General features: G+C 50.5%; 25 protein-coding genes and 1 tRNA gene. 20 read left to right on the top strand and 6 right to left on the bottom strand.

Going from position 1 to position 25,487, the window contains the following annotated elements:
* Positions 1 to 60 precede the first annotated feature (60 nt).
* The gene (locus C2I18_RS23845) at positions 61 to 1,116 is read right to left on the bottom strand and encodes a LacI family DNA-binding transcriptional regulator (protein ID WP_249898207.1); all 1,056 of its coding nucleotides are present in this window, start codon (positions 1,114 to 1,116) and stop codon (positions 61 to 63) included.
* Between the two features lie 252 nt (positions 1,117 to 1,368).
* On the opposite strand from C2I18_RS23845, the gene C2I18_RS23850 reads away from it, so the two are divergent.
* Together C2I18_RS23850 and C2I18_RS23855 are read left to right on the top strand one after the other, a co-directional pair.
* On the top strand, positions 1,369 to 2,043 hold the full coding sequence (locus tag C2I18_RS23850) for a stalk domain-containing protein (protein WP_249898208.1): 675 nt from the start codon (positions 1,369 to 1,371) through the stop codon (positions 2,041 to 2,043).
* Between the two features lie 372 nt (positions 2,044 to 2,415).
* Positions 2,416 to 2,487, top strand: a tRNA-Val gene (locus tag C2I18_RS23855).
* 317 nt (positions 2,488 to 2,804) lie between these two features.
* Here C2I18_RS23855 and C2I18_RS23860 read toward each other — a convergent pair.
* The gene (locus tag C2I18_RS23860) at positions 2,805 to 3,002 is read right to left on the bottom strand and encodes a DUF6199 family natural product biosynthesis protein (protein ID WP_249898209.1); all 198 of its coding nucleotides are present in this window, start codon (positions 3,000 to 3,002) and stop codon (positions 2,805 to 2,807) included.
* Positions 3,003 to 3,068: 66 nt separating this feature from the next.
* Entirely contained in the window at positions 3,069 to 3,191 is a 123-nt protein-coding gene (locus C2I18_RS29660; protein ID WP_275100939.1) for a hypothetical protein, read from the bottom strand.
* A gap of 276 nt (positions 3,192 to 3,467) precedes the next feature.
* Here C2I18_RS29660 and C2I18_RS23865 point away from each other — a divergent pair, with 276 nt between their 5' ends.
* The 4 genes from C2I18_RS23865 to C2I18_RS23880 all read left to right on the top strand — a co-directional run bounded on the left by C2I18_RS23865 (position 3,468) and on the right by C2I18_RS23880 (position 5,762).
* Positions 3,468 to 3,950, top strand: a complete 483-nt coding sequence (locus C2I18_RS23865; RefSeq protein ID WP_249898210.1) for an NUDIX hydrolase — start codon at positions 3,468 to 3,470, stop codon at positions 3,948 to 3,950.
* A 738-nt stretch (positions 3,951 to 4,688) separates the two neighbouring features.
* Positions 4,689 to 4,910, top strand: coding sequence for a hypothetical protein (locus C2I18_RS23870; protein WP_249898211.1), 222 nt, complete (start codon positions 4,689 to 4,691; stop codon positions 4,908 to 4,910).
* Between the two features lie 83 nt (positions 4,911 to 4,993).
* A complete protein-coding gene (locus C2I18_RS23875; protein WP_249898212.1) occupies positions 4,994 to 5,437 on the top strand; it encodes a GNAT family N-acetyltransferase in 444 nt (147 codons plus the stop codon).
* Between the two features lie 88 nt (positions 5,438 to 5,525).
* Positions 5,526 to 5,762, top strand: a complete 237-nt coding sequence (locus C2I18_RS23880; protein ID WP_249898213.1) for a DUF3892 domain-containing protein — start codon at positions 5,526 to 5,528, stop codon at positions 5,760 to 5,762.
* 66 nt (positions 5,763 to 5,828) lie between these two features.
* On the opposite strand, the gene C2I18_RS23885 is transcribed toward C2I18_RS23880, so the two are convergent.
* A complete protein-coding gene (locus C2I18_RS23885) occupies positions 5,829 to 6,566 on the bottom strand; it encodes an MBL fold metallo-hydrolase (protein ID WP_249898214.1) in 738 nt (245 codons plus the stop codon).
* Positions 6,567 to 6,730: 164 nt separating this feature from the next.
* Between C2I18_RS23885 and C2I18_RS23890 the strand changes: the two genes are divergently transcribed.
* The gene (locus C2I18_RS23890) at positions 6,731 to 7,282 is read left to right on the top strand and encodes a copper amine oxidase N-terminal domain-containing protein (RefSeq protein ID WP_249898215.1); all 552 of its coding nucleotides are present in this window, start codon (positions 6,731 to 6,733) and stop codon (positions 7,280 to 7,282) included.
* An 89-nt stretch (positions 7,283 to 7,371) separates the two neighbouring features.
* On the top strand, positions 7,372 to 7,695 hold the full coding sequence (locus C2I18_RS23895) for a DUF1292 domain-containing protein (protein WP_091066439.1): 324 nt from the start codon (positions 7,372 to 7,374) through the stop codon (positions 7,693 to 7,695).
* 206 nt (positions 7,696 to 7,901) lie between these two features.
* On the opposite strand, the gene C2I18_RS23900 is transcribed toward C2I18_RS23895, so the two are convergent.
* A complete protein-coding gene (locus C2I18_RS23900) occupies positions 7,902 to 9,377 on the bottom strand; it encodes an aminotransferase class I/II-fold pyridoxal phosphate-dependent enzyme (RefSeq protein WP_249898216.1) in 1,476 nt (491 codons plus the stop codon).
* A gap of 90 nt (positions 9,378 to 9,467) precedes the next feature.
* Here C2I18_RS23900 and C2I18_RS23905 point away from each other — a divergent pair, with 90 nt between their 5' ends.
* The 4 genes from C2I18_RS23905 (at position 9,468) to C2I18_RS23920 (ending at position 13,971) form a co-directional block, all read left to right on the top strand.
* Positions 9,468 to 10,748 carry an MFS transporter gene (locus tag C2I18_RS23905; protein WP_249898217.1) on the top strand — a complete coding sequence of 427 codons (1,281 nt, stop codon included), beginning with the start codon at positions 9,468 to 9,470 and terminating at the stop codon, positions 10,746 to 10,748.
* Between the two features lie 238 nt (positions 10,749 to 10,986).
* Positions 10,987 to 11,583, top strand: a complete 597-nt coding sequence (locus C2I18_RS23910) for a hypothetical protein (protein ID WP_249898218.1) — start codon at positions 10,987 to 10,989, stop codon at positions 11,581 to 11,583.
* Between the two features lie 262 nt (positions 11,584 to 11,845).
* Positions 11,846 to 13,258, top strand: coding sequence for an NADP-dependent phosphogluconate dehydrogenase (gndA, locus tag C2I18_RS23915; protein ID WP_249898219.1), 1,413 nt, complete (start codon positions 11,846 to 11,848; stop codon positions 13,256 to 13,258).
* A gap of 164 nt (positions 13,259 to 13,422) precedes the next feature.
* Entirely contained in the window at positions 13,423 to 13,971 is a 549-nt protein-coding gene (locus C2I18_RS23920) for a shikimate kinase (RefSeq protein ID WP_249898220.1), read from the top strand.
* 27 nt (positions 13,972 to 13,998) lie between these two features.
* On the opposite strand, the gene C2I18_RS23925 is transcribed toward C2I18_RS23920, so the two are convergent.
* The gene (locus C2I18_RS23925) at positions 13,999 to 14,307 is read right to left on the bottom strand and encodes a rhodanese-like domain-containing protein (protein ID WP_249898221.1); all 309 of its coding nucleotides are present in this window, start codon (positions 14,305 to 14,307) and stop codon (positions 13,999 to 14,001) included.
* A 116-nt stretch (positions 14,308 to 14,423) separates the two neighbouring features.
* Between C2I18_RS23925 and aroA the strand changes: the two genes are divergently transcribed.
* The 8 genes from aroA (at position 14,424) to C2I18_RS23970 (ending at position 25,475) form a co-directional block, all read left to right on the top strand.
* Entirely contained in the window at positions 14,424 to 15,716 is a 1,293-nt protein-coding gene (gene aroA, locus C2I18_RS23930; protein ID WP_249898222.1) for a 3-phosphoshikimate 1-carboxyvinyltransferase, read from the top strand.
* 182 nt (positions 15,717 to 15,898) lie between these two features.
* Positions 15,899 to 16,333 (top strand): CoA-binding protein, encoded by a 435-nt coding sequence (locus C2I18_RS23935; protein WP_249898223.1) that lies wholly within the window; start codon positions 15,899 to 15,901, stop codon positions 16,331 to 16,333.
* Between the two features lie 152 nt (positions 16,334 to 16,485).
* A protein-coding gene (locus C2I18_RS29855) for an IS3 family transposase (RefSeq protein WP_481857813.1) occupies positions 16,486 to 18,044 on the top strand; the annotation gives its coding sequence in 2 pieces (ribosomal slippage) (positions 16,486 to 17,119 and positions 17,119 to 18,044; 1,560 coding nt in all).
* A 90-nt stretch (positions 18,045 to 18,134) separates the two neighbouring features.
* Positions 18,135 to 18,824, top strand: coding sequence for an endonuclease domain-containing protein (locus C2I18_RS23950; RefSeq protein WP_249898224.1), 690 nt, complete (start codon positions 18,135 to 18,137; stop codon positions 18,822 to 18,824).
* A gap of 899 nt (positions 18,825 to 19,723) precedes the next feature.
* Positions 19,724 to 21,610, top strand: a complete 1,887-nt coding sequence (locus tag C2I18_RS23955; protein ID WP_249898225.1) for a glucose PTS transporter subunit IIA — start codon at positions 19,724 to 19,726, stop codon at positions 21,608 to 21,610.
* Positions 21,607 to 23,373 (top strand): phosphoenolpyruvate--protein phosphotransferase, encoded by a 1,767-nt coding sequence (gene ptsP / locus C2I18_RS23960; protein WP_249898226.1) that lies wholly within the window; start codon positions 21,607 to 21,609, stop codon positions 23,371 to 23,373. The genes C2I18_RS23955 and ptsP overlap by 4 nt, the downstream gene beginning before the upstream one ends.
* A gap of 142 nt (positions 23,374 to 23,515) precedes the next feature.
* Positions 23,516 to 24,037, top strand: a complete 522-nt coding sequence (locus C2I18_RS23965) for a sigma-70 family RNA polymerase sigma factor (RefSeq protein WP_249898227.1) — start codon at positions 23,516 to 23,518, stop codon at positions 24,035 to 24,037.
* A gap of 1 nt (position 24,038) precedes the next feature.
* Complete coding sequence (locus C2I18_RS23970) at positions 24,039 to 25,475, top strand: DUF4179 domain-containing protein (protein WP_249898228.1); 1,437 nt, start codon at positions 24,039 to 24,041, stop codon at positions 25,473 to 25,475.
* The last annotated feature ends 12 nt before the right edge of the window (positions 25,476 to 25,487 follow it).

Genomic DNA, 25,487 nt, shown 5'->3' on the forward strand with positions numbered 1-25,487 from the left:
GAGAAAAAATTCCCTTGGGGCAAAGGGAGTTTCTCATATCAATTATCAATGATGACGGTACTACTTCTTGGGCGGCTGGCAGGAATCTCTTTCGACCAGCCGGGCCGGAAAGCTGATGGTACTGAAGGTCGGCTGCCGGGAATCACACAGCTCAATAACCTTCTCTACAGCAGCCTTGGACATTTCATAAATCGGCAGACGGACAGAGGTCAGCTTGGGATGAATGCGTGCAGCGAGCTGCACATCATCGAATCCGGCAATGGAAATATCCTCAGGTACGGAAATTCCATGCTCGGAGAACGCTTCCATGGCAGAGATAGCCATATCATCATTAGATGAGAAGAAGGCGGTCGGCAGTGTGCCGCCGGAAGCCAAAAGCTTGCTGACTTCTTCGTAAGCAGCTTCCTTCAGGAATTCTCCCTTGAGAACGAAGCGCTCTTCTACAGTCAGGCCATGCTTCTTCAGCGTATCTTCATATGCCGCATAGCGTTCCCGTCCGGAGTAAGTGTTCATCCGCCCGCAAATCATGCCGATGTCTTCATGGCCAAGGCCAATCAGATATTCAATCGCTTCGACTGTGCCCTCATAGTCCTTGGAGTTCACAATAGCCAGATGATTGCGGTCCAGATGCTCCGACATAATCTCCGAAATGTCATAATCGATCAGCACCAGCGGAGAATCAAGGCCCACCATTTCCCGGACGATATCAATATCCTTCTGAGTGCCGACAATGATGCCGCCGTCAATCCGTTTCTGCAGAAAAGCCTGCTTCACTTTGAGGAAATCGTCAGGAGAGTAGACGGTGTGGATCAGCACATAACAGCCGCGGGCATTCGCCGTGTCGACTACGGCATCGACGAAAGGCGCGAAATAATTGTTCTGATAGATCCGGGTCGTATTCTCTTTCTCGTTCATGCTGATGGCGAAAAGGCCGATGGTATCGGTCTTCTTGCCGGCCAGGGCGCGTGCAAAGCTGTTCGGCTCATACTGATGCTGCTCGATCACCTTCAGCACCTTGGCCCGTGTCTCTTCAGGGACGTTGGAATAGTTGTTGATCACGCGGGATACCGTGCTTCGGGAAACCCCGGCGAGCTTCGCTATATCTTCGCTGCGCATAATGCCCCCTTTTCGTAAACGCGCGTTTATGAGCCTATTGTAAATTAAAATGCGGCAGAAAGCAATCGTCGAAAATAAGAATTTTGGCTTTGCATTAACGGCTGCTTGTAGCTAAGCCCCGGCAGAGAGTAGCAGTTATTGACCGTGATTCAATGAAATAGGCCCAGGAAATTATTGCATATAGCGGGAGAAGTCCTTATACTCCAATGTAGGAAATTAAAATTTGAACTAACGTGAGGGGAGTTTGACCAGGTGAAGAAGAAGATGATCGCAGCATTAACAACTTTTGCACTGCTTGGAGGAATGGGAACCGGAGTCTACGCCGGAGCCAACCTGCAGGAAATCAAGGCCTATCTCAACCCCGGAATCAAATTTAAGGTAGACGGCAAGCCGGTACAGCTTCAAAACAGCAGCGGTGCAGTCATATCCCCAATTTCTTATAACAATACAACATACCTGCCTGTCCGTTCTGTGTCAGATTTGCTGGGGGTTACGGTGAACTTTGACGCAGCGGCCAATACCATCCTGTTAGGCGAACAGACGGAAGGCGTGTCCATCGCGGCCGGATTCAAGGATACGTCCTATCGTACCAAAGACCCTGCCAAGACCGTCTATAAGGACAAGGATTACAAAGATGTTTATTTTGACAATGGAAGCGGAACCCGCGGCAGTTCCTTTATGCTCTACCCCAATAAGAAATACCAGAAATTATATATCCAGGTTGCCGCCATTGGTCAGGATATCGAAGAGTTTTTCGTTAACGACTCCGATACCGACGCTGAACTCGTAGGTAAGAGCATTGCGGTTGAGGATGGTCTGACTACGATTGAAGTGAATATAGCGGGTGTGAGCTCACTTTTTGTGCACGCTAAGGTCGTGAACGGCGGGTCGATGTTCATTCCTTTGACGACATCTTATTACAAATAACGATTTCGCCTCACACTCTATTAACAATGGAATGCTAGATTAAAGGTACCCCCATCTTTTGTATGTAGTATATACGCGCTGACTCACTTGGCCCTGCCTTCCGGCGGGGTTTTTTTTGTTAATAAGCTGGCAGGGAGGCAGGAGCAGGTTCAAATGAAGGCTGCATAGCAGCAGACACGAGTGTGTATAAGAATTTTGCGGAGAAAGTGTATTGTAGTGGATTTCATGGCCAGGATGAATTGCGGTGTGCTGTCCCATCAGCGAAAGATTAAGGTTGTTCTGGAGGTATTGGCCTAAAGCAGAAGGGGGAGGCAATCTTATAAAAAAAGATTGCCATCCCCGTACATCCTATGGTATTATAAATTTCGTTGCAGGACGGTAGCTCAGCGGGAGAGCACTATCTTGACAGGGTAGGGGTCATGGGTTCGAACCCCATCCGTCCTATATAGAAGTACCAGGAAGAAAGCCTTGGGTATCAAGGCTTTTTTTGTTTTTCTATGGAATCATTGAGACTGCTGCTTGTATAAAGGTTATGGGTTGGGGACGGATTGGGACGGTTTTTTAATGATAGAATGAAAATGAGCTTTAGTTCTTTTATTCCATACAAAAAAATAGGCCGCCCTCTGCCCGGGATGCGACCTATTCTTGTCGTTAGTGCCTGTATTTGATTAGCCGTCCTTAAAAGCGGCTGCGCCTGAGAGTCGTGTTCCTGCACGGCTCTCTTTGTATTTTACGTCATTTCCGGCTTCAACGCACACCTCTCAAAACATCAACGGCAAAAAGAAAATCAGAAATACAATAAGTACGATGACACTGCTGATCCTGCTCATTAAGAGGTAGGCGTCGCTGGGCTCTGAATCCCCTTTGACCATCCAGCCGTAACGCATATGCCAGCCCATTGCCGGAAAGAAAATATTTAACAGCGCGACCAGCACGAAAAGAATAGCGAAAAATTCCATGTGGCTCATCCCCTTTGGCTGCATCTCTAAAGTCAGGTTTGGACAGGAGTTGACCGGACTCTATCTTTATGGAGCAAATGAGTAGTTTTGAACAATATACCGGATGACATAAAAAGCAATGATGAACAATGAGGCCACAGTAAGCAGGGTGGAAACAATGACTTTATCTGAACGTCTGTATTTACTCATAACATCACCTCGGGTATCTTTTTGTAAATTATACCATAGTTGGGCGGCGCATATTTCGGTGTTAAAGAATAAACCGCAGTTCAACGAATGTCACTGCTGCGGTAAAAGGTATGTGCTATAGTAAAATGAATGATAATACTGGAATAAAATTCCGGGGTCTAACCTTTTTGATTTACAAACATTTATCGCAAAGGATGATCATTTGAAGGAGATTTATCAGACAGAAGATCAAGTTAGTTACTTTAAAGGCGAGGAATCGCCGGAGGAGCGATGGAAATGATAATGCCCGTTCATATCGTAGCTGTCGGAGGAATCGTGGAAAATGAGCAAGGAGAAATCCTGCTGGTCAAAACGTACCGTGGCGGATGGGTATTCCCGGGAGGGCAGGTGGAGGCCGGGGAGACATTGACGGACGCGCTGGCCAGAGAGATCAAGGAAGAAAGCGGAATAGACGCAGTGGTTTCAAATCTTATCGGAGTGTACTCCAACACAGGAACATATAAGGGGTATGACGGGGTAACGGATGTTCCGACTAAAGTGATAATGGATTTTACGTGCAAGCCTGTAGGCGGTGAACTGGGGACGTCAGATGAAACCTCCGACAGCCGCTGGGTGGCGAAAGATCAGGTGCTTAGGTACATAACCAGCCCGGTGATCGTCACGCGTTATCAGGCGTATCTTGATTTTGCCGGAAATGTGGGCTATATGGCTTATGAGACAAAACCGGAGTTTAAGGTGTCGCTGGAAAGAAACATTTAAAAATACTATAGACTGTGGATTATAAAAGCCCCCTTAATCGGGGGCAGCAGCTGTAAACTCACTTCTGTCCAGCACCCAAATCATAGATAACCGCCATAACCCTGCCCGGCATTAACCACGACTCCCCCTCAAAGCTGCTGTCCTCAGCAATAGTTCCTGTTCCGTATAACCATGCTGCCGATGCTGCAGCTTTTCAACCAATGAGTCTCTGGCTTCGTAATCTTCTATATAATAGATGTAACCGGCGGAGCTTAGAGCGTATCCGTTCTGCTGCGGGAAAAATGCATTTTATACATTAGATTACTTGAAAATCGGGGGGAATCCCATTCTAGGTATTTGGTGCAGCAGAATTCAGGAATATGGAGGCATTTCAGCAAATTCAATAGATCAGACTTGGCCTGATTTTAAAAGAGGGTTGGATAGACGAACGCTCTAAGAAAGCACTTTTCCACAAAATGTATAATCAACCTAGCTGTATTTCCTGCAACTAAATCGCCCTCTTTTCGTCGGGGGAACGCTTTAGCTGTACTTTCTGCAGTTAAAAATCACCAAATCCTATAAAAGAAAGTTTCCGGGCGTTTTTAATTGTACAGAATGCAGTTAAGCCTATAAATCAGACTTTTGACAATCTTTTAAATGCAGAAAATGCAGTTATCCGCTAAGCGCTGAACAGTCGCCCGTTTAACAACCCCCCATTCCGTCAAAGCTGATAAAAAGCTGGCAACAGGAGGGATTAGTATGCGTGGCACTATGGCTCGCCGGGTTGGGATGGCGCTGGTTCTGCTGCTTGGGGCAACAGGATGTACGACGTCTTACCAGGCACCCGGGTATGTAGAAATCCAGAGGATGACTGAGCTCGATGGGGGACCGGATCTGCTTCAACAGGATCGTCCGTTATCTCCGGTAATGAGGGATGTGTATGACCGCTCCATTCCTGAGGATGTGTATTCAACGCAGTAGCCCCGTAACTATACAGAAAGCCGAAAATTCTGTATAATTGGTCAACTATCATTTGGATAGCAAAGAGAGGAGACCGAAGGATAATGGCTGCAGAAATTGTGCATGTGACATCAGAAGAACAGCTCCGGCTGGGGCTGGATATCCGCAAAAAGGTGTTTGTGGAGGAGCAGAAGGTACCGGCAGATTTAGAAATTGATGAGTATGATGTAATCGGTGATAATGCACACCATATTGTGATTATGGATGAAGGCCTTCCGGTAGCTACCGGACGCTTGATTTATTATAAGGCGGGAACCGCCAAAATGCAGCGTATCGCCGTGCTCAAGGAATACCGCAGCAAAGGGTACGGACGGGTTCTTTTACTCGCCATGGAGGAGCTGGCCCGTGATCTGGGGCTTGAATTTTCGGTATTGGACAGCCAGTGCCAGGCAGAAGAGTTCTACAGCAGGCTGGGATACGAAGTGATCTCCCCGGAACCGTTTTATGACGCCGGGATTTTGCATGTAAGGATGCAGAAAGCGCTGTAACGATTAAGCAGATACATACGTTTTCCAATTCCGGGACAAGCTACAGGTGAGCCTTTTGGCCAATCCAAGCGTGAAGGAGAGAATCCTTATGATTAACAATGAACGCGAAAGATTTGTGGCAGCCCGGCGTAACGGTGACGGTGACCTGACCAGCTTCCAGACCTCTACAGGACGTGTGCTGGAGTACCAGCAGGCGCTGCAGGAGGTTCAGGCCGGTGGGATTGCCGGTGTGAACGTATTTAAAGGCAGAGATGGTGAAATGTATATCCGCGGCGATGCAGACGGTGATCCGACGAACAATTTGGACCAGCTTCCGCAATTCTAAGCCGCATCTCATAAAAACGGCCAGGCAGCGTAATTGACGTTGTCCGGCCGGTTTTTTTGCCCTTTTTTACAGTGAATAAATCTTATGCTGCTCCAAAAAATCCATTTCACCCGTCCTGCCCTCAAAATCAGGTTTCCGGTCACTGTAATGCATGAGCAGAATCAGTCTGCGCACATCTTCAGGCAAGGACATCAGTTCCTTGAGCGTGGTATGGACATGGCCTGGTCCCGTGAGCTGGCAATCATGCAGTATCTTCCGTACGCCCTCTTTGCGCACAAGCTTAAGCAGGAGCTCAGGCTGGAATGTCATATCCGCACTGTAAAATACATCCTCATTCAGCAGCAGCGAGTAGCTGTCCCTTCCCTGGATATGCGGGGTACGGATCAGTTTAAAGGTGATATCCTCGGAAAGTTCGCAGTAGCGATCCGCCTGCAGTGGCTTAATCTCAAACATATCCGCCAGCCGTTCCGCCCGGGCTTTGGCCGCCAGACCTTTTTGAAGAAGATGCTGCCATAACGGATCAACCAAGGTTTCGCTCAGCAGCAGCCTCATTTTCCTGCCATGGTCCTTCATGCTGCCCGCAAGGCTGGCAAGACCGCCGACATGATCATCGTGAATATGCGTAATCAGCACCGCATCAATTTCGTGGAAGCTTTTGCCCATTTGCCTCATCGCGGCGGGTGCTGTAGTTCCGCAATCAATGAGCAGTGTATAGCCTTGCCCCAGCAGCAATCCGTTATTATTATAGTAGCTTTTGGAAAAAGCATCGCCTGTACCCAGCATTTGCAGGTTTACAACATTCATCACAGGAGGCCTCCATCTATCCGTGTTTTCTTCAAGGTTTCGCACTTATGAAAATATAGTAACACTTTTCGTGAAAGTTATGAAATTTTTGCCGGACCCCGCGCAACTTGTGGCATGAACGGAAGTATATATTAACAGCATGAATTACTTGGGGGTCTCTAGCGATGAGATGGAAAAAAATTGCTCTGTGCGTATGTGTATTTTCCCTGATGGGAAGCTCAATGCTGTTCGCTGATGCAGTAAGTCAAAAAGTCAGAGTGTGGAGCAATGGCAAAGAGCTGGCTGACGGGGGCTATTTAATAGACGGCAAAACCTATATTCCGGCCCGGGAAGCAGGGGGAGTCGTCAACTGGGACGATTCAGGCAAAGTAACCATTATTAAACCAAACGTGCATATTGTTCTGTTTAAGGGAGACACTGTGTTCGGGAACGTAAACGTCGGCAAGCTCAAAATCAAGGTGCTGACACAGGTGGACAGCCTTACAGAGGATGTAGCGGCCGTGAAGGTTGCCATAACCGATCCGTCCGGGAATGTGAAGGATATCCAATCACAGGAGCTGAGCGGCTCGAAGAAGGATAATTTCTGGTTCCCGACTTCGGAATTCACTTATGATTTCAAGGAAGCCGGGAAATACCGGGTAGGCTTTTACATCAAAGCTTCTAAAAATGCAGACTACGTACTTGTCTCGGAGAAGGTCATCACTGCGCTGCAATAACGGTTTTGCTGCCCTCAAATTGACCTGAACTTGTCTTACGTGTTACGATACCAAATGTAGGATAATTCAATTTAAAGTGAGGTATTTCAATGAGCGATCACAAACATGAGCATGGCCATGAACATGGTGAAGCATGCGGTTGCGGACATGATCACGACCATGAGCACGAGGAGTTTGTGCTGACCTTGACGAACGAGCAGGGCGAAGATGTAGAAATGGTGCTGGTGGAAACGTTCGATGTAGGCGAGAAGCTGTACGCTTTGCTGCTTGAACGCGAAAACCCTGAAGCTGACGGCATCATTCTGCGTATGGAAGAAGAAAATGAAGAAATGGTGCTTTACAACATTGAAGATGAAGCTGAATGGAACGCTGTTGAGGCAGCTTACAATGAGCTGCTTGCACAGCAAGAATAGATTTCAGTGAAGTATATCAGAGACACGGCTGACCTGAGCAAGGCAGCAGTCTCTATGCACGAGAGGCTTGATCAAGAGCAGCGGTTCTCCGGTAACGGGGGATGGCTGCTTTTTGCTGTTCTACATGCAAAATAATAAGGCCGTCCCGAAAGTCATGGGGGACTGTTCGGGACGGCCTTGTGCAAACTCAGGAAGCAGACAGCCTGTTAGGAGATCGGCTCAGCTTCGACAATGACTTTGACAAAATTGATGCTGCGGTCCTCGGGGCCTTTAACCGGCAGCCCAATTTCCACGTGGTCGATGATATAGTCAATGTTATCCTGGGTAATAACTTCACCGGGAAGCAAAATCGGGATGCCCGGAGGATACACATAGATAAATTCAGCAATGATATAACCGGCTGACTCCCGGAACGGAACAACCTGGGTATCGGCATAGAAAGCATCTCTCGGGATCAGGGCAAGCTGCGGAATTTCCGGTACCTGCACCTTAAGCTCGTAGATTTCGCCTTTGCTGTAGTGAATGGCTGACAATACCCGCAGGGCGGAGATCAGCTTGTCTACCGATTCCTGTGTATCACCAGGGGTAATCAGGCAAAGAATGTTATACATGTCGCTCAGTTCGACTTCAATATTATACTTCTGGCGCAGCCAGTTCTCTGTTTCATAACCGGTGATGCCCAGATGGCGGACGTGAATATTAAGTTTGGTCGGATCAATATTGAAGGTGGCTTCCGTGCCGAGAATCTCTCTGCCGAAGCTGTACAGGCCGTCAATATTGTTAATCTCATTCCGGGCATAATTGGACAGTGCAATAGCCCGCGCTGCCATTTCATGGCCGTTCAGGGCAAGATTGCGTCTGGAGGTATCCAGGGATGCCAGCAGAACATATGAAGTTGAAGTTGTAGTCAGCATACTGAGAATCGTCTGTACCCGCTGCGGGTTCACCAGACCGGTCTTGGCATTCACATTGAGCACGGAGCTTTGCGTCATCGAACCGCCCAGCTTGTGTACACTGGTTGCCGCCATATCCGCACCGGCCTGCATGGCCGATACCGGCAGATCCTCGTGAAAATGAATCAATACCCCATGTGCCTCGTCCACAAGTACGGGAACGCCGTAGCTGTGGGCCAGATCCACAATCGAACGGAGGTCGGCGCAGACGCCAAAATACGTTGGATTGATTACTAGAACGCCTTTAGCGTCCGGATGACGCCTAAGAGCCTTTTCCAGCGAGCTGGTGGTAATGCCGTGGTCTATCCCAAGATTCTCATCCTGAACAGGAGAGACGAAAATAGGCTTGGCTCCGGAGAAAATAATCGCCGACATCACAGATTTGTGAATGTTGCGCGGCACAATAATTTTGTCTCCTTCCGAGCAGACAGAGAGGATCATAGTCATGATGGCATTGCTCGTGCCTTGTACGCTAAAATACGTATAATCGGCGCCGAAAGCCTTCGCAGCCAGCTTTTGAGCTTCTTGTATCACGCCTGTAGGCTGATGAAGATCATCAAGCGGTGCGATATTGATCAAATCTATGGATAGAGCGTTATCGCCGATAAACTCACGGAATTCGGCATCGGTTCCTAGCCCCTTCTTATGCCCGGGAATATGAAATTGAACAGGGTTTCCGGCGGCATGCTTTTTAAGAGCGGTGAAGAGGGGAGTACGGTGTTGATCCATTTAATGCTGTCACAACCTTTCGCGAAGAGTTATTTTACAAGCAAGCATCAGTATAACAAATCAATCAGCATAATACTAGGATGTGATGAAATGTCTAGCAAAGAAACAGAACGTGTGCATATCAGTCTGGCCACCCCGTTTATTGTCGAAATGTGGGTCATCATTTTTCTGGTGGGTTTTGTGAAAGGCTCGCTGCTGGTAGCTTTGCTGCCTGTCTATATGGAGAATATTCTCGGCTTGTCAGTGACAACGGTCGGCCTGGCATTTGCACTGCAGTATTTGGGTGACAATCTTTTCCGCAGCCCTTCGGGCTGGGTGATGGGGCGGATCGGGTACCGCTGGACCATGACAGGTTCTTTGCTCCTGATCGTTATTGCTGTCGGCATGATTATTTATGCCAAAGATGCGGTCTCCCTATCCGCAGCCTGCCTTATTTTTGGAATTGGAACATCACCGCTGTGGCCTTGCACGATGACAGGGATTACTGAGCTGGCCGGCTCCACGCAGAGCGGCAGCAGCGGAGCGGCGATGGGCGCGGTGGAGATGGCTTCCCTTGCGGGAACCGGCATCGGACCGATCGCTGTTAACTTTCTGATGGATCACGGTGGCCAAAGCTACCGCATGGTATTTCTGGTGCTCATGGGCTGCGCAGCCGCAGTTGCCGCTGTGGCGCTTCTGCTGCCGTCAAGAATTGGCGGCGGCCAGGCATCCCGGGAAGTCCTGCAGGATAAGCTGGCAGCTGGAGCAGGTCCTAGGCAGCAGCCGCTCCACAATCTTATGCAAAAGATACGGGAGATGAGCGGCTCGCTGAAGGTGAGCCGGTGGCTGTTCCCGGCACTGTTCCTGCAGGCTTTCGCCATCGGCCTGATGACCCCGGTAGTGACGTTGTTTGCCCATTCCGAGCTGCATGTCTCGCCGAACCAGTTCAGTCTGCTGCTAATTGCCGGAGGGGGGATAACAGTCCTTGCCCTGATTCCGGCAGGAAAACTGGTTGACAGGTTCGGCACTTCTGTCTTCCTGAACACCGGATTTATGCTTGCTGCGTTTTCGCTCGCTTTTTTCTCCCAGGTACGCTGGCTTCCGCTGGCCTTCTGTGCTGTAGCTCTGGTTGGAATCAGCTATGCCCTGATCCTGCCGGCCTGGAATGCCTATATCGCCAGACATGTCCCCAAGGGAGAACGGGGCACGGTATGGGGCTTATTCCTGACGCTGCAGGGCTCCGGGATGGTGGCCGGTCCGGTACTTTCCGGCAGACTATGGGATTCCGTCAGCCACAGTGCGCCATTTCTGGCCAGCTCGGCAGTGATGCTGCTGCTGTTCGGCCTGCATCTGCTGATCGTCCACAGAACAAAATTGAAGCAGACAGGATAGCCTGAGATTACGGATTTCTTCTAACTTCCTAAAAAACAGCAGCAGGCGTTTGGAAAGGGCGGGACGCGGGTAAAAATAGTCAATAAACCAAGTTACCGCTACATAATATGAAGTATAAAATAAGAGTAAAAGCAAGCACGATTTTTGTTAACAGGTGGAGGTCCGGCAGTCGGTTTTACTCTGGGTCAGGTTCATGATACATGCTTTGCCGGAGGCGGAGCTGTTAGGGGGGAGTGCCGTGAATAAACACGATGAAGTGGAGTACTGCAATGTGGAGCTGCGGTTTGAGAGACAGCATATCCAGGATCTGATCAAGGATTTGATTAAAGATGGCTATTCCCTGTACTGGAGCGAAAATGAGAATGTATTTCTGATCTCGGTACGCACGGGACGCAAGCTGGTGAAGCTGCGCTTCCAGCGGATCAAGGACGGATATAAGCTGGTAGGGGATTACATGATCCGCGATGCCCGCCTGTCTGAGTGGATGGAGAAGCTGATTGGCGATATGCGGGGGCATGCTGTAGTGAAGCGGTTCCGTGACCGTCAGATTATTATTGAGAATATTTTATTCGGTGAAGTCATCCGGCTGGTGGAGATTTCCGGTTATCAGCAGCGGGTGCTGTATCAAAAAGGTCCTCTGCTTACAGATCAGGAGCTGAGCAAACTGTTCTATTCCGCCGAAGGGGAAGAAAGAATCCGCCAGCGGAAAATAGAGGTTGATGAGCAGCTGGACCGACTGAATGAGGCGATGCGCAGCGGGGATTCCGAAGCGGCTGACGCCTGCATGGCCCGGCTGGGTGTGCTCACCCGGGAATTGAATATGCTGGAATGGTAACAGCTGATATTGTGCTTCAGGGCATCCCTAACCGGGGTGCCTTAAACTTTGTAATGCAAGTTGTTTACAGGGGTTCACTTCTGGCGGCAAAAACGGTAAAATAGTCATTGTGAGCAATTTCCTGCTTTATAGCGGATTTTGTCAATGATATTGATCTCTCTTTCGCAGAGCGGGCTTTGCTGTCGGTGATAAAGGATGGTATTGTTATACTGCGAGAAATGGAATTCACAAAAAATACAGGGTGCAAAGGGTGGAGGACCAGATGGCAAAACAACAAATCGGCGTTATTGGCTTGGCGGTAATGGGTAAGAATTTGGCTCTTAACATCGAGAGCAGAGGCTTTAGCGTATCGGTATTTAACCGTTCCCCGGAAAAGACTCATGATCTTATTGCCGAAGCAGAAGGCAAAAACCTTGTCGGCACATTCTCTGTGGAAGAGTTTGTGCAATCTTTGGAAGTGCCGCGCAAAATTCTGATCATGGTACAAGCCGGTAAGGCTACCGATGCAACAATCGAGCAGCTTCTGCCGTATCTTGACCAAGGCGATATCATTATCGACGGCGGTAACGCTTATTTCCCTGATACGGTTCGCCGCAGCAAAGAACTGGAAGAGAAGGGCTTCCGCTTTATCGGCACCGGGGTATCCGGCGGCGAAGAGGGCGCGCTCAAAGGACCTTCCATTATGCCTGGCGGTCAGGAAAGCGCATATAAACTGGTTGAACCTATTCTCACGGCAATTTCGGCCAAAGTGGACGGAGAGCCTTGCTGTACATATATCGGACCGGACGGTGCGGGACACTATGTAAAAATGGTGCACAACGGCATCGAGTACGGCGACATGCAGCTGATTTGCGAAGCTTACCAATTGCTGAAGGATGTGCTCGGCCTTGATGCCAAAGAGCTGCACAGCATCTTCAAAGAATGGAATAGCGGCGAGCTTGACAGCTACCTGATCGAAATCACTACAGATATCTTCGCACAATACGATGAAGAAACCGGCAAGCCTATGGTTGACGTTATCCTTGACGCTGCCGGCCAAAAGGGAACCGGTAAATGGACAAGCCAAAGCTCGCTGGATCTTGGCGTGCCGCTGTCCATGATTACCGAATCCGTATTCTCCCGCTTCCTGTCCGCAATGAAGGAAGAACGCGTTGAAGCCAGCAAAGTGCTGAGCGGTCCGGAAACCGAGCCGTTCCAGGGCGACAAGGCAGAATTCATCGAGAATGTGCGCAAGGCGCTGTTCGCAAGCAAAATCGTATCGTACGCACAAGGCTTCGCACAGCTTCGCGTAGCTTCCGATGAATACGGCTGGGATCTGAAGTACGGAAGCCTTGCCAAAATCTGGCGCGGCGGCTGCATTATCCGCTCCCGTTTCCTCCAGAACATCACAGATGCTTATGAAACAAATCCGGAGCTGAAAAACCTGCTGCTGGATCCGTTCTTCAAGGACATCATGAGCTCTTACCAGTCTGCATGGCGCAAGGTTGTAGCAGCTGCTGTAACCCAAGGCGTTCCGGTACCGGGCTTCGCAAGTGCGCTGGCTTACTATGACAGCTACCGTACAGAGCGTCTGCCTGCGAACCTGCTGCAGGCTCAGCGCGACTACTTCGGCGCACACACCTTCAAGCGTGTCGACAAGGAAGGCGTCTTCCACCACAACTGGATCGCTGAATAATTATTGCGGCACAGCCGCTGGTATCAAGCGGCCCGAAAGGCCCCCCGCTTCCGGGCAGCCTTTCGGGCCTTTTTCTATTACCAGCTTAGAGAACATAGAAGTCCATTGTGTAATGTTTTGGCCCTGTGTTATGATATGACAAATGTTGCGGTTGGAGGGTAGACATGGCTGGGGATATGGATGAACATCAGGAAACTGTCAGCAGCAGTGCGAACAGAAGCATTATCCTTGTAGGCATGATGGCCACAGGGAAGTCAACGGTCGGCGCTTTGCTGGCAGAGGAGTTAGGCTATGAGCTGGTTGATCTGGATCATGTTATAGTTGAGAGTGAAGGACGCAGCATCGCGGAAATTTTTGCCGAGGGCGGTGAAGCGCAGTTCCGGAAAATTGAGTCGTCTGTGCTCCGGAAGATGCTTGAAGGGGAGAGAAGAGTGATCTCGACAGGCGGAGGCGCAGTACTTGCCCCGGGAAATGCGGAGATCATGCTGGAAAAGGGACTTGTCGTTGCACTGACTGCTGCGGAAGAGGAGATCATTGCCCGGGTCAGCGGAGACCAGGCGCGGCCGCTGCTGGCCGGCAATGCGCAAGAACGGGTGCGCACGATTATGGAGCAGCGCCGGAACGCGTATCGCTTTGCACATTGCACGGTGGATACAACGAAGCTGAGTGCCGCAGAAGTGTCGCAGCATATTTTAATGCATTACCGCGGTTGAGCTTTTAAGTGTACTTGTGAGCAGGGATTATTCCTCTGCAGTTTCATACCATTCGATCATTCCGCCGCTCATATTGGTGCCTTTATAGCCGAACTGCTGCAGATACTGGCAGACACGCTGGCTGCGGGCGCCGGAACGGCAGATGAAAATAATTTCCCGGTCTGCAGGCAGTTCTTCTGTATGCTCCGGGATCAGACCCATCGGAATATGGCGGGCACCGGGAATCATCCCGAAAGCGACCTCGTCATCTTCGCGGACATCAATCAGGATCAGCTCTTCTCCTGCTGAAATCCGCTGTCGCAGTTCCTGCGGCGTAATTTGGGGGATATCATTCATAGTTGTCTGTAACCTCATTTCTTCAGAAGAATGCTTTTATGATAACACAGGAGCAGAACGGCATGTCAAACGGTGCAGTACATATACTAATACTTAATCTAAGGAGAGTCTGAACTATGGATGTTATTGTTAAGCCTACGCCTTCCCTGCAAGGAGAATTTGGGGCCTTGTCGTCCAAAAATTACACTACACGTTACCTGCTGGTCGCCGCCTTGTCCGATGGCGTCAGCACAATCTACCACCCTGCACACAGCGAGGACAGCGATGCCATCCGCAGATGTATAGCCGATCTTGGAGCCGAGCTGACTGAGGACGAGGAGAAAATCGTAATTAAAGGCTTTGGCCGCAATCCGAAGGACGTCAAGGAACTCAATGTAGGGAACGCGGGAGCGGTTCTGCGTTTTCTGATGGCTGTGGCTGCGCTGAGCCCGGAGGTTACCTTCGTAAATACCTACCCGGATTCACTGGGCAAGCGTCCGCATGACGACCTGATCACAGCGCTCGGCCAGCTTGGGGTTAAGGTGGAGCACAATGATGGTAAACTGCCGATTACGATCCGCGGCGGCAAACCGGCTGGCGGACGGATTACTGTATCCGGAGCAGTCAGCTCCCAGTATCTCAGCGCACTGCTATTCTTGACCCCGCTGCTTGCGGAAGACAGCGAGATTGTCGTACTGGATGACCTGAAATCTAAAGTTGTCGTCGGCCAGACGCTTGAGGTGCTGGAGCAGGCGGGAATTGTCGTTCACGCGGCAGATGACTATATGTCCTTCAAAGTGCCGGGCGGACAATCCTACCAGGCGAAGTCCTATACTGTTCAGGGCGATTATCCGGGATCGGCTGCTGTACTTGCTGCTGCGGCAGTGACACAGTCGGATGTGAAGATTCACCGGCTGGCTGAGCGCAGCAAGCAGGGGGAACGGGCGATTGTGGATGTCCTGCGGATGATGGAAGTGCCGCTTACCCATGAAGACGGCACGGTGCATGTACAGGGGAACTGCCGCCTGAAGGCAGTGGAATTCGACGGTGATGCGGCAACAGATGCTGTACTGGCTATGGTGGCCGCGGCAGTATTCGCCGAAGGCACCTCGCGCTTCTATAATGTGGAGAACCTGCGTTACAAGGAATGCGACCGGATCACAGATTACCTGGCCGAACTGACCAAAGCAGGGGCTAAGGTGGAAGAACGGCGTGACGAGATCATCGTCCATGGTATGCCGGAAGGCGTGGAGGGCGGCGTTACGATAAATGCCCACTACGATCACCGGGTAATTATGGCTCTGACCGTAGTGGGGCTGCGTGCACGCCAGCCGCTGCTGATCAAGGATGCGCATCATGTTGCGAAATCCTATCCGCAGTATTTCGACCATCTGCGTTCGCTTGGCGCCAACGTGGAATGGGTACAATAGTAGGAGGGGCTTGATTTTACAGGTGTTGAGCGGGCGTTGAGCCTGATGACTCTATCGCGTATACGAGATGACATCTGTAGTGATCGCTGTGGCAGCTTCCTGCTGGCAGGATGATCTGGTGGCAATAAGACTGTTATTGAACAATAATTACATCTTAAAGGACGCTTAAGGGGGAATTCGAGATGAGTTTTGAGAATCCGAGCCGGGAGCAGATTGGCGATATACTGGCTTCCGCAGGTAACATTGCTGTCGTTGGCCTGTCCGATAAAAGTGACCGTGTCTCCTACATGGTTGCCTATGCGATGCAGAGCCGCGGCTACCGCATTATCCCGGTCAATCCGACCGTTGACGGAGATATTCTGGGTGAGAAGTGCTACCACACGCTTGCCGAAATCCCTGAGCCGGTGGATATTGTCAATGTGTTCCGCCGGAGCGAATACTGCGCTGAAGTGGCCCAGGAGGCAGCGGACATCGGCGCGAAGGTGCTGTGGCTCCAGCAGAGCATCATCAGCCAAGATGCCGCTGACATTGCGGAGCGGCACGGCATGATTGCGATCATGGACCGCTGTATCAAGGTCGAGGAAGCGGTCACGATGCATGGCCGGAGGCGGGGGTAAGATTTAACTCCTGAAATTCGGCTGGTTATCGCTATAACCTGCTGCTATACTTAAAAAGACGAAGAACGTCCTATATCCGTGTTAATGATATGCTCCCCATATAGTAGACAGGTGAAATAATAAAAACCTGTTACTGTATGGGGAGCATTTTTATGGAGCGAAAAAACATTGCAGCAGCTGAGAAATTAGCGATTCTTCAGGAAATTAAAGAGGGAGTTATCGGATTAAATGCGGCAGTCGGTAAGTTTGGTGTGTCGAAGAGTTCCATCCAAGAATGGAGACGGCGGTACAAGGCGTACGGCTACCCAGGGTTGGAAACCCGTACCCATAACCGGACCTATTCCGCAGAACTTAAACGAAAGGCCGTGAAGGATGTTCTCGAAGGAGGCTTGTCTCAAACCCAAGTCATTTACAAATATCAAATTGCAAGTCAAACCCAACTCGCGAACTGGATTAAGAAGTATAATGGTCATAGCAAAAGCTTAACCGCAAATTCGGGAGGAACGAAAGCGATGACCAAGGGGCGTTTGACGACATGGCAGGAGCGGATCGACATTGTGCAGTACTGCCTTGCACATCAACTCGATTACACAAAGACGGCAAGTCAATTTAAGGTGTCTTACCCGCAAGTCTACAGTTGGGTGAAGAAGTACCAGAGCGGCGGAGATGACGCTTTAAGGGATGGTAGAGGACGCACCAAGGCGCCGGAAGAGCTAACGGAGGCGGATCGCTACAAGCTTGCCATGAAGAAGCTGGAGTACGAGAATGAGCGGCTCCGTGCGGAGAACGCTTTGTTAAAAAAGTTAGACGAAATCGAAAGGAGGCGACTTTAAGTTCCGTTCGGCAAGAGAACATCTATCTGGCTGTTCAGGCCGTTCAACAAGAGGGATACGGCTCCATTCAGCTACTGTGCGAGCTTGCAGGCATTGCACGGTCAAGTTATTACAAGTGGCTAAGCCGCACACCGAGTCGCCAAGAGAGAGACAATGAGAAGCTAATGCAGGAGATGCTTCTCTTGTATGAACAAGTAGAACGGATCTATGGATACCGCCGACTGGCACTTCATTTACGAAGGCAGATGAACCAACCGATTAATGCGAAACGAGTATACCGTCTCATGAAGCTCCAGGGCATTCAGTCGGTCATTCGCAGAAAGCGAAAGACGTACGCGGGTTCTACCCCTCAGCAGGTTGCAGAGAATTTGCTGAACCGTGAGTTCCATGCTGAAGCGCCGAACCAAAAATGGGTCACAGATGTCACCGAATTCAAATATGGGAGCGGAAAGAAGGCTTATTTGAGCGCTATATTAGACCTGCACGACAAGTCCATTATTTCTTATGTGCTAGGGCATTCTAATAACAACGCACTGGTCTTTGAGACGTTTGAGCTAGCGGTACAAGCTGCCCCCCAAAGTCATCCCCTGCTCCATAGCGACCGCGGGTTTCAGTATACTTCCTTGAAGTTCAAGGAAATGGTAGATAAAGCTGAAATGAAGCAAAGTATGTCCCGTGTAGGCTGCTGTATTGATAATGGACCGATGGAATCTTTCTGGGGGACTCTAAAATGTGAGAAGTACTACCTACATACCTACCGGACTTTTGAAGACCTCCAAAAGGATGTCGAGAACTACATTCACTTTTACAATAATGAACGGTTACAGGCAAAACTAAACGGCCTCAGTCCTATAGAATTCAGGACCAAGGCCGCTTAAAACTCTTTTATTATTTACGCTGTCTACTTGACGGGGTGCAGTTCATAACGGGTACGGGGCGTTCTTTTTATTTTCCGGGAGGGATGAAGGGTGGAGTTTGAAGAAGCGCATAGGTTATTTGTTGCCGGGCACGCAGGCGCAAGGTCGGGGGAGCGGAAAGGAAGGCTGCTCAGGGGGCACAATTTTGCAGAAAAGCTGTTTTTGCAGAACGTATGGTGGCCGCTGTTCGGGGCGCTTGGGGACCTGCATCCGGAGTACGAAGTGTATGACTGGAACAGGAAATCGCAGTTTCTGGACTTTGCTTTTTTGCCGCCTGGCGGTGCTCGGTTCGGGATCGAGTGTGACGGATATCAGAGCCATATCAAGGATATGGACCGCGAGAAATTCTGCTATGCGCTGAACCGTGACACTTTTTTGACAGGGCTTGGGTGGAAGATGCTGCATTTTTCGTTCGACGATATTCAGCAGCGCCCCGAGGTGTGCCGGATGCTTCTGCAGCTGGTGCTCGCACCTTATTTAGCCCGTCCGGCTGCCGCGCAGCAGATTTTGTCCGAAGAAAAGGAAGTCCTGCGCTTCGCCTGGCGTATCGGCAAACCGCTGCGGCCCAAGGACGTGTCGGATCATTTTGGGATTAACTTCCGGACGTCTAAGCGGCTGTTGAACTCCCTATGCGAAAAAAGACTATTAAAACCGGTAGCGTCTAATGAAAGAACAAGATATTACGAGCTGAAGGCCATGCGCCCCGACAAAATTGGTGAACAGGGGTCAGCGGAGCAATAACTGCACTTCATACAGCTAAAAGTAGTGTTTTTGCCATCATCTGCAATATAGCTGCACTTTGTACATCTAAAAATCGCAAAAGTGCTTCATTAGGCGGATTTAGCCGAAAATAAGTGTACAGAGTGCAGTTAAAGACTAATTAGTTCCCTGGGGAGCAGCTTTAACTGTACAAAGTACAAATAGAGCTGGGAGCAGGGAGCAGGAGCAGGAGCAGGAGCAGCAGGGAGCAGAAGCAGGGTTGAGCCGGAGCCAGAAGCGCAGATGTGGGATAAGATATTACGAGCTGACGGCCTTGCGTTCCGACCAAATTTGGTGAACAGGAGGCAGCGGAACAATAACTGCACTTTATACAACTAAAAGTGGTGATTTTGGGATCAATTTCGATATAGCTGCACTTTGTACATCTAAAAATCGCGAAAGTGCTTCATTAGGCGGAATTAGCCGAAAATAGGCGTACCGAGTGCAGTTAAAGACTAATTAGTCCCCTGGGGAGCAGCTTTAACTGTACAAAGTACAACTAGAGCTGGGAGCAGGAGCAGGAGCAGGAGCAGGAGCAGGAGCAGGAGCAGTAGCAGTAGCAGTAGCAGTAGCAGTAGCAGTAGCAGTAGCAGCAGCAGCAGTAGCAGGGAGCAGCATCAGCATCAGCAGCAGCAGCAGTAGCAGTAGCAGCAGTAGCAGTAGCAGTCACAGCCCCAGCCCTGAACCCAACTTCGGAGCATACCCCCCTGTTCAACAGTTACTGGAACCCGGGTATGATGCAGGCCAGAGTACACGCATTATTCCCCAAATAAAGTTCACACAAAGCTGTCAAACGTGATATTCTAATTGTTGGCGTTATCTTTTGACAAAACCTGCCGCAGCGCTTACCATTCAGTATAGAAAGAAAGGAGAGGGTCGCCTTGAATTGGCTCGGATCTTTGCAGCAGCTGGGCAGAGCCGTTATGCTTCCTACCATGGTGCTTCCGGCGGCAGCCATTCTGCTGAGTCTGGGCAGCTTGCCATGGTCTGAATGGGGACTTTCTTCGGTGTCTGAAGTAACTACATACGCAGGGCAAGGCGTTTTCTATTTCATGCCATACCTGTTTGCTGTCGGCGTAGCGTGGGGGTTGTCCAACCAGGCGGGACCGGCGGGGCTGGCTGCGCTGGCTGGAATGTTTACTTACGACCGGATTGTGACCCATATGGGCAGCGGTGAAGTTCAGCCTGCAACATTAATCGGAATTATACTCGGGATTATCGCCGGCGTGGCGCATAACCGGTTTAAAAATATCAAGCTGCCGGAGGCTATCCAGTTTTTTGGGGGGTCGCGGTTTGTTCTGCTGTTTATGGGTTTGTTCTCGGCCTTGTTCGCCTGGCTGATGCTGGGGATCTCACCGGTGCTGCAGCACGGTCTGGATGTACTGTTCCGGGATATACAGCTGACGGGCGGATATAGTGTGTTCATCTATGGGGTACTCTACAGGGTACTCACAGCATTTGGACTGCATCACATCCTTAATAATGTATTCTGGTTTCAGCTGGGCACCTTTACCACTCCTGACGGCAGTGCGGTCGTGCAGGGGGATTTGCCGCGTTTTTTTGCCGGTGACCCTACAGCAGGGATCTTTATGGCCGGACTGTTTCCGATCATGATGTTCGCGCTGCCGGCGATAGCATTTGCTATCATCCAGGAAGCGCGGGAGGACCTGAAGCCGCAGATTAAAAAGACTTTTTTACGCGCAGCCATGGTCTGCTTTTTGACAGGGGTGTCTGAGCAGATTGAGTTCGCGTTTCTGTTCGCCTCGCCGTATCTGTTCGCGCTGCATGTATTCATGTCCGGACTTGCTATGGTGCTGACCTATTCGCTGGGTATTCATCACGGGTTTTCCTACTCCGCGGGGGCAATTGATTTTTTCCTCAATCTTCACTTGTCGCAAAAAGCCTGGCTGCTGATTCCGATCGGGATCGGTTACGGGATTATCTATTATAATATTTTCCGCTGGGCAATCCGCCGCTTTCAGATACCTACGCCAGGGCGCGAGGAAGGCTCGGAGCTCGGAGACTGGGCAGGCAATATACCCTATCAGGCTCCGCTCATACTGGAGGCGCTTGGGGGCAAGGAGAATATTGTTCAGGTGCAGGCATGCATCACACGGCTGAGATTAACGGTAGGCAATGACCGGCTGATCGATACGGGAGCACTCAAAGGACTGGGCTCTGCCGGGATTATCAAGCTGGGCGGCGGTAACGTGCAGGTCGTATTCGGTACGTACTCGGAGCTGATCCGCGAGGAGATTGACAAGCTGCTGCTCCGCGATCTGCCCCAGGTGCTGTTCAGTGCCCCGATGCAGGGCCGGATGATGCCGATCGAGGAGGTGCCGGATCATATTTTTGCCGCCAAGCTGGTGGGTGACGGTGTAGCCTTTTTCCCGGAAAAAGGAGAGCTGGTCTCGCCTGTATTCGGCAAGGTGATGCATGTGTATCCTACAATGCACGCAGTGGGCATTTCCACGCCTGAAGGGCTGGAGGTGCTGATGCATATCGGGATCGACACTTCGCAGCTTAAAGGGCCGTTTGAGGCGCTTGTACAGGAAGGTGACAGCGTGGAGCCGGGGCAGCTGCTGGTTCGTTTTGACCTTGGCTATCTGCGGGAGCATGCGGCCTCACTCGCCACACCGATGGTGATCACCAACCCGGACCGTGTTAAATCCTGGAGCTATGCTCCATTCAAAAATGTGAAAAAGGGGCAATCGTCGGTAATGTCCGTTGTATTACATGAAAGTAACGTTGGAGGGATCGAAGCATGATACAAGGCATTGGCGCTGCAGCAGGTGTTGCTATCGGGAAGGCCTTTGTCCTGCCGAACTGGGAATGGAGCCTGCCGGACACGCAGGTGAATCCGGTCGATCTGGCCAAGGAGTTCGAACGTTTATACGAGGGGATCAGAACCTCCAAAGATGAGATTGAGTATATCAAAAGAGAATTCCGGGAGGTCGTGGGGCCGGAGGAGTCGAGTATTTTTGACGCCCATCTGGCCATCCTCGATGATCCTGTATTTATGAGTGAAATCCGCGGAATCATCGAACGCCAGTACAAAGCGGCTGAGGTAGCGGTGAAGGAAGCCATTGACCATTTTGTAGCGATGTTCGACCTGCTGGATGATGAATATATGAAAGAACGGGCAGTAGATATCAAGGATGTCGGAAACCGGCTGCTGAAGCATTTGCTGGGCGCGCCTGAAGTAACCCTGCCGTCCGATACCCAGCCTTATATCCTGGTGGCGAAGGAGCTGTCTCCTTCCCAGCTTGCGCACTTGAATCCTACCTATGTGCTGGGAATTGTCACGATGATGGGCGGCAAAACTTCCCATTCTTCGATTATGGCGCGTGCGCTCGGCATTCCGCTTGTAGCGGGTCTGGAGAATAAGCTGCCTGCACCGATTCAGACGGGTGACATGCTCGTTATTGACGGGGACTCCGGAATTGTCCAGCTGCACCCGGATGAAGAGATTGTCAAGGATTATGCCTCCAAACGGGATAAGCTGCGCAAAAAGAGAGAACAGCTCGAGCTGCTTGCGACTGTGGAAGCTGTCACCAAGGACGGCGTGCCGCTGCGGCTGGCAGGAAACATCAGCTCGGTCAAGGAGCTTGATCTGGCGCTGAGGTACGGGGCGGAGGGCGTCGGCCTGTTCCGGACTGAGTTTTTGTACATGGACAGGCATTCCTTCCCTACAGAAGAAGAGCAATTCGAAGTCTATAAACTGGTAGCGCAAAAAGTGGGAAGCAACACGGTTGTCATCCGTACACTGGATATCGGGGGAGACAAGCATCTCGATTATTTCCAGCTGTCTGAGGAGCAGAATCCGTTCCTTGGCTACCGCGCCATCCGGATCAGCCTGGACCAGAAAGACATGTTCAAGACCCAGCTGACGGCAATTCTGCGGGCGAGCCATTACGGTAATGTGAAAATGATGTTCCCGATGATCTCCTCTGTTGAAGAGGTGCAGGCAGCCAAAGCACTGCTGAACGAAGTGAAGGAAGAGCTGGACCAGCAGGGGATTCCGTATAACCGTGAAATCCCAGTCGGCATTATGATCGAGGTTCCGGCAGCGGTAATGATCGCTGATTTGCTGGCTGAGGAAGTGGACTTTTTCAGTATCGGTACGAACGACCTGGTGCAGTATGTACTCGCTGTAGACCGGATGAATGAACAGATTGCCCACATGTACCACCCTTACCATCCTGCAGTACTGCGCATGATCCGATTGACGGTGGAAGCCGCGCGGAATGCAGGCATTGATGTGAGTGTGTGCGGCGAGCTGGCCGGAGATGAACGTTCCCTGCCGCTGTGGCTGGAGCTGGGGATTTCCAATCTGAGCATGTCGCCGCAGGCGCTGCTGAAGGTCAAGCACCGTACGCTGAACACGCTGGCCGCGGATGCCAGAGAAGTAGCCAAAGCCTGTTTCCGGCATCGTACAAGCCAGCAGACGGAAGAGCAGCTAAGTGCTTTTGTCAGCCGGGGCGGCGTTGTACCGGGAACACGCGGAGACAGCAAAGAAAAAACATCCTAGATTATTGGAGCGTTAACGGGCCCGGCAGCTTGCCGGGTCTTTTTTTGTGTCCGGGTGTCAGCGGAAAAAGTAAAACCGTTTGCTCCTATACGCAGTCAATATATAAAGAGCTCTACAGAAGGCAAGGGGTGAGGACATTCAGGTGATCGATAATATTATAAAAAATACGGCTTTATCTGCGGATGACGAAGCGTTATTCTTCCGGCAGGTTGCCGGGGAGAAGCGGAAGCTGTACGGAATTGCCTTCAGCTACCTCCGCAATGAGGCCGATGCGCTGGAAGTTTTGCAGGAGGCGACCTGCAGGGCATGGATGCACAGAAATAGCCTGAAGGACCCGGGACGCTTTGTCCCATGGGTAACCAGGATTCTGATTAACTGCTGCAATGACGAACTGAAACGGCGGAAACGGATGTCATCCCTGCAGCCTGTACAGCAGCAGGACGGGATAATGGAGATGAAAAGCGACCGCAGGCTTGATATGGAGCAGGCGCTGGACGGAGTCAAGCCCAAATACCGCCAAGTCCTTGTTCTTAAATATTACCGGGATATGACTTTGAGCGAGATTGCCGAGGTTCTGAATAAACCGGAAGGTACGGTCAAGACCTGGCTTAACAAAGGACTGAAGCAGTTAAGGGACAAAATGAACCGGAAAGGGGGGCTGTAGCATGGCAGAAATTGAAGAAAAGCTGCTCAGGGATTATTTTCAGGAGATGGACAGTACAGCTGATGCGGTATCCGACATGAAGCTGGATGCTGCGATCCATCAAGGAATCCGCAGCGGCAGAAATAAAGCATCGGGGCTGCGGAAAAGTTATGCGGCGGCGGTTCTTGTGATATTGGCTGCTGTGCTTTTAGTAAGTATTCCATGGATCTTTGAGCAGATGAAGCCGCAACAGGCCGTGCAGACACCAAAAAGCTGGGGGGAGCTGGAAGTGTACCGCCAGGTCATCGGGGATAACTTAACGGTTAGTTCCGCGCTGGATGCCGGCTTTGTGCAGCAGGTAAACTTCCAGTCTCCTGAAGCTGACGGTTTACAAATGACAGTCAACGGGGTAATTGCAGACCGGCGTGGGGTCATACTGCTGTACACTCTGGTTAACCATACAGATCAGAAATTTATGTATCCCAGGTTTACTTTGAAAAAGAACGAAGCTGCCCTGAATGATCTAACTTCAGAAAGCTTTTCCGGTGCTAACAATAACTCCTTGCCGGATGGCGGAGGAATCCGTAATGTGATGCATATTCCATGGGAGAATCTGCAGGAAACGCTGCCGGATCAGGTTTATGCCACATTAACAATGATGCCCGCCGACGATAATCAGCATCCTGTTCAAGGTGCCAATGGTGAGGTGAAGCTGCAGCGATTAAGTGTAATGATCGATCTGGATGAATCTGCAGAATATGCACAGGGATCAAGTGTGGAGTTAAAGGCTACTTTGTCTGTGGCCGGACAGAAGATCCGGATGAATAACGTATATATTGGTCCGACAGGGATCTACATGAACGAGGTTTATGATGGAAAAAACACAATGAAGATATTCGGCTTGTATGGTCTCAAAATGAAAATTGGAACGGGGACGCAAATGGAAGAACTCCGGCAGAACACAGCGTATTCATATAACGGCGGCCCTTTACATTACGTATTTGCCAATGATAATATGCAGCCCGGGGAACCGGTCAGGTTGGAGATTGAAGGGCTGTATGCCATTGAAAAGACGAATCTTGAGGTAGTCATCAATACCGAAACAAGACAGATTCTGAAAGCGCCGGATGACCGGCTGAGCTTGTCGGAACGTATGGATGGCGCAGATTCGGGAGCATTGATTCTTGATCTAACCATGCCGGCTGCTGAAGAAGATACTGACCAGAGCGGAAGTGTTTCTCTCGATTACAATTTTGTAGACGGGGAAGGTGCCGGGCGTTGGCTTGAGCCGCGTGTAGAACAGTACAGTTCATACATGGAATACAGAAATAACGGCAAGGAGAGTGTGGCTACCTTTTTTTACAATCTGGGGGCAGAAAAGCTGCCGCAGCCGCTAACGTTCAAGCTTAATTATTATCCGGGCCTGATTACCGGTGATGACAGCCTGCGAATCAGATAAGCACAGTCGCCA

It is taken from the genome of Paenibacillus sp. PK3_47, assembly GCF_023520895.1.
Taxonomy (GTDB): Bacteria; Bacillota; Bacilli; order Paenibacillales; family Paenibacillaceae; genus Paenibacillus_AQ.

Excerpts from the sequence above, each read along its gene's own strand:
- C2I18_RS29660 (WP_275100939.1), bottom strand. The coding sequence starts at position 3,191 with ATGAGTAAATACAGACGTTCAGATAAAGTCATTGTTTCCACCCTGCTT.
- C2I18_RS23885 (WP_249898214.1), bottom strand. The coding sequence starts at position 6,566 with ATGAATGTTGTAAACCTGCAAATGCTGGGTACAGGCGATGCTTTTTCC.
- C2I18_RS23920 (WP_249898220.1), top strand. The coding sequence starts at position 13,423 with ATGGCTGGGGATATGGATGAACATCAGGAAACTGTCAGCAGCAGTGCG.
- C2I18_RS23900 (WP_249898216.1), bottom strand. The coding sequence starts at position 9,377 with ATGGATCAACACCGTACTCCCCTCTTCACCGCTCTTAAAAAGCATGCC.
- ptsP (WP_249898226.1), top strand. The coding sequence starts at position 21,607 with ATGATACAAGGCATTGGCGCTGCAGCAGGTGTTGCTATCGGGAAGGCC.
- C2I18_RS23875 (WP_249898212.1), top strand. The coding sequence starts at position 4,994 with ATGGCTGCAGAAATTGTGCATGTGACATCAGAAGAACAGCTCCGGCTG.
- C2I18_RS23845 (WP_249898207.1), bottom strand. The coding sequence starts at position 1,116 with ATGCGCAGCGAAGATATAGCGAAGCTCGCCGGGGTTTCCCGAAGCACG.
- C2I18_RS23870 (WP_249898211.1), top strand. The coding sequence starts at position 4,689 with ATGCGTGGCACTATGGCTCGCCGGGTTGGGATGGCGCTGGTTCTGCTG.
- C2I18_RS23925 (WP_249898221.1), bottom strand. The coding sequence starts at position 14,307 with ATGAATGATATCCCCCAAATTACGCCGCAGGAACTGCGACAGCGGATT.
- C2I18_RS23860 (WP_249898209.1), bottom strand. The coding sequence starts at position 3,002 with ATGGAATTTTTCGCTATTCTTTTCGTGCTGGTCGCGCTGTTAAATATT.
- C2I18_RS23935 (WP_249898223.1), top strand. The coding sequence starts at position 15,899 with ATGAGTTTTGAGAATCCGAGCCGGGAGCAGATTGGCGATATACTGGCT.
- aroA (WP_249898222.1), top strand. The coding sequence starts at position 14,424 with ATGGATGTTATTGTTAAGCCTACGCCTTCCCTGCAAGGAGAATTTGGG.
- C2I18_RS23890 (WP_249898215.1), top strand. The coding sequence starts at position 6,731 with ATGAGATGGAAAAAAATTGCTCTGTGCGTATGTGTATTTTCCCTGATG.
- C2I18_RS23880 (WP_249898213.1), top strand. The coding sequence starts at position 5,526 with ATGATTAACAATGAACGCGAAAGATTTGTGGCAGCCCGGCGTAACGGT.
- C2I18_RS23905 (WP_249898217.1), top strand. The coding sequence starts at position 9,468 with ATGTCTAGCAAAGAAACAGAACGTGTGCATATCAGTCTGGCCACCCCG.
- C2I18_RS23895 (WP_091066439.1), top strand. The coding sequence starts at position 7,372 with ATGAGCGATCACAAACATGAGCATGGCCATGAACATGGTGAAGCATGC.
- C2I18_RS23865 (WP_249898210.1), top strand. The coding sequence starts at position 3,468 with ATGATAATGCCCGTTCATATCGTAGCTGTCGGAGGAATCGTGGAAAAT.
- gndA (WP_249898219.1), top strand. The coding sequence starts at position 11,846 with ATGGCAAAACAACAAATCGGCGTTATTGGCTTGGCGGTAATGGGTAAG.
- C2I18_RS23970 (WP_249898228.1), top strand. The coding sequence starts at position 24,039 with ATGGCAGAAATTGAAGAAAAGCTGCTCAGGGATTATTTTCAGGAGATG.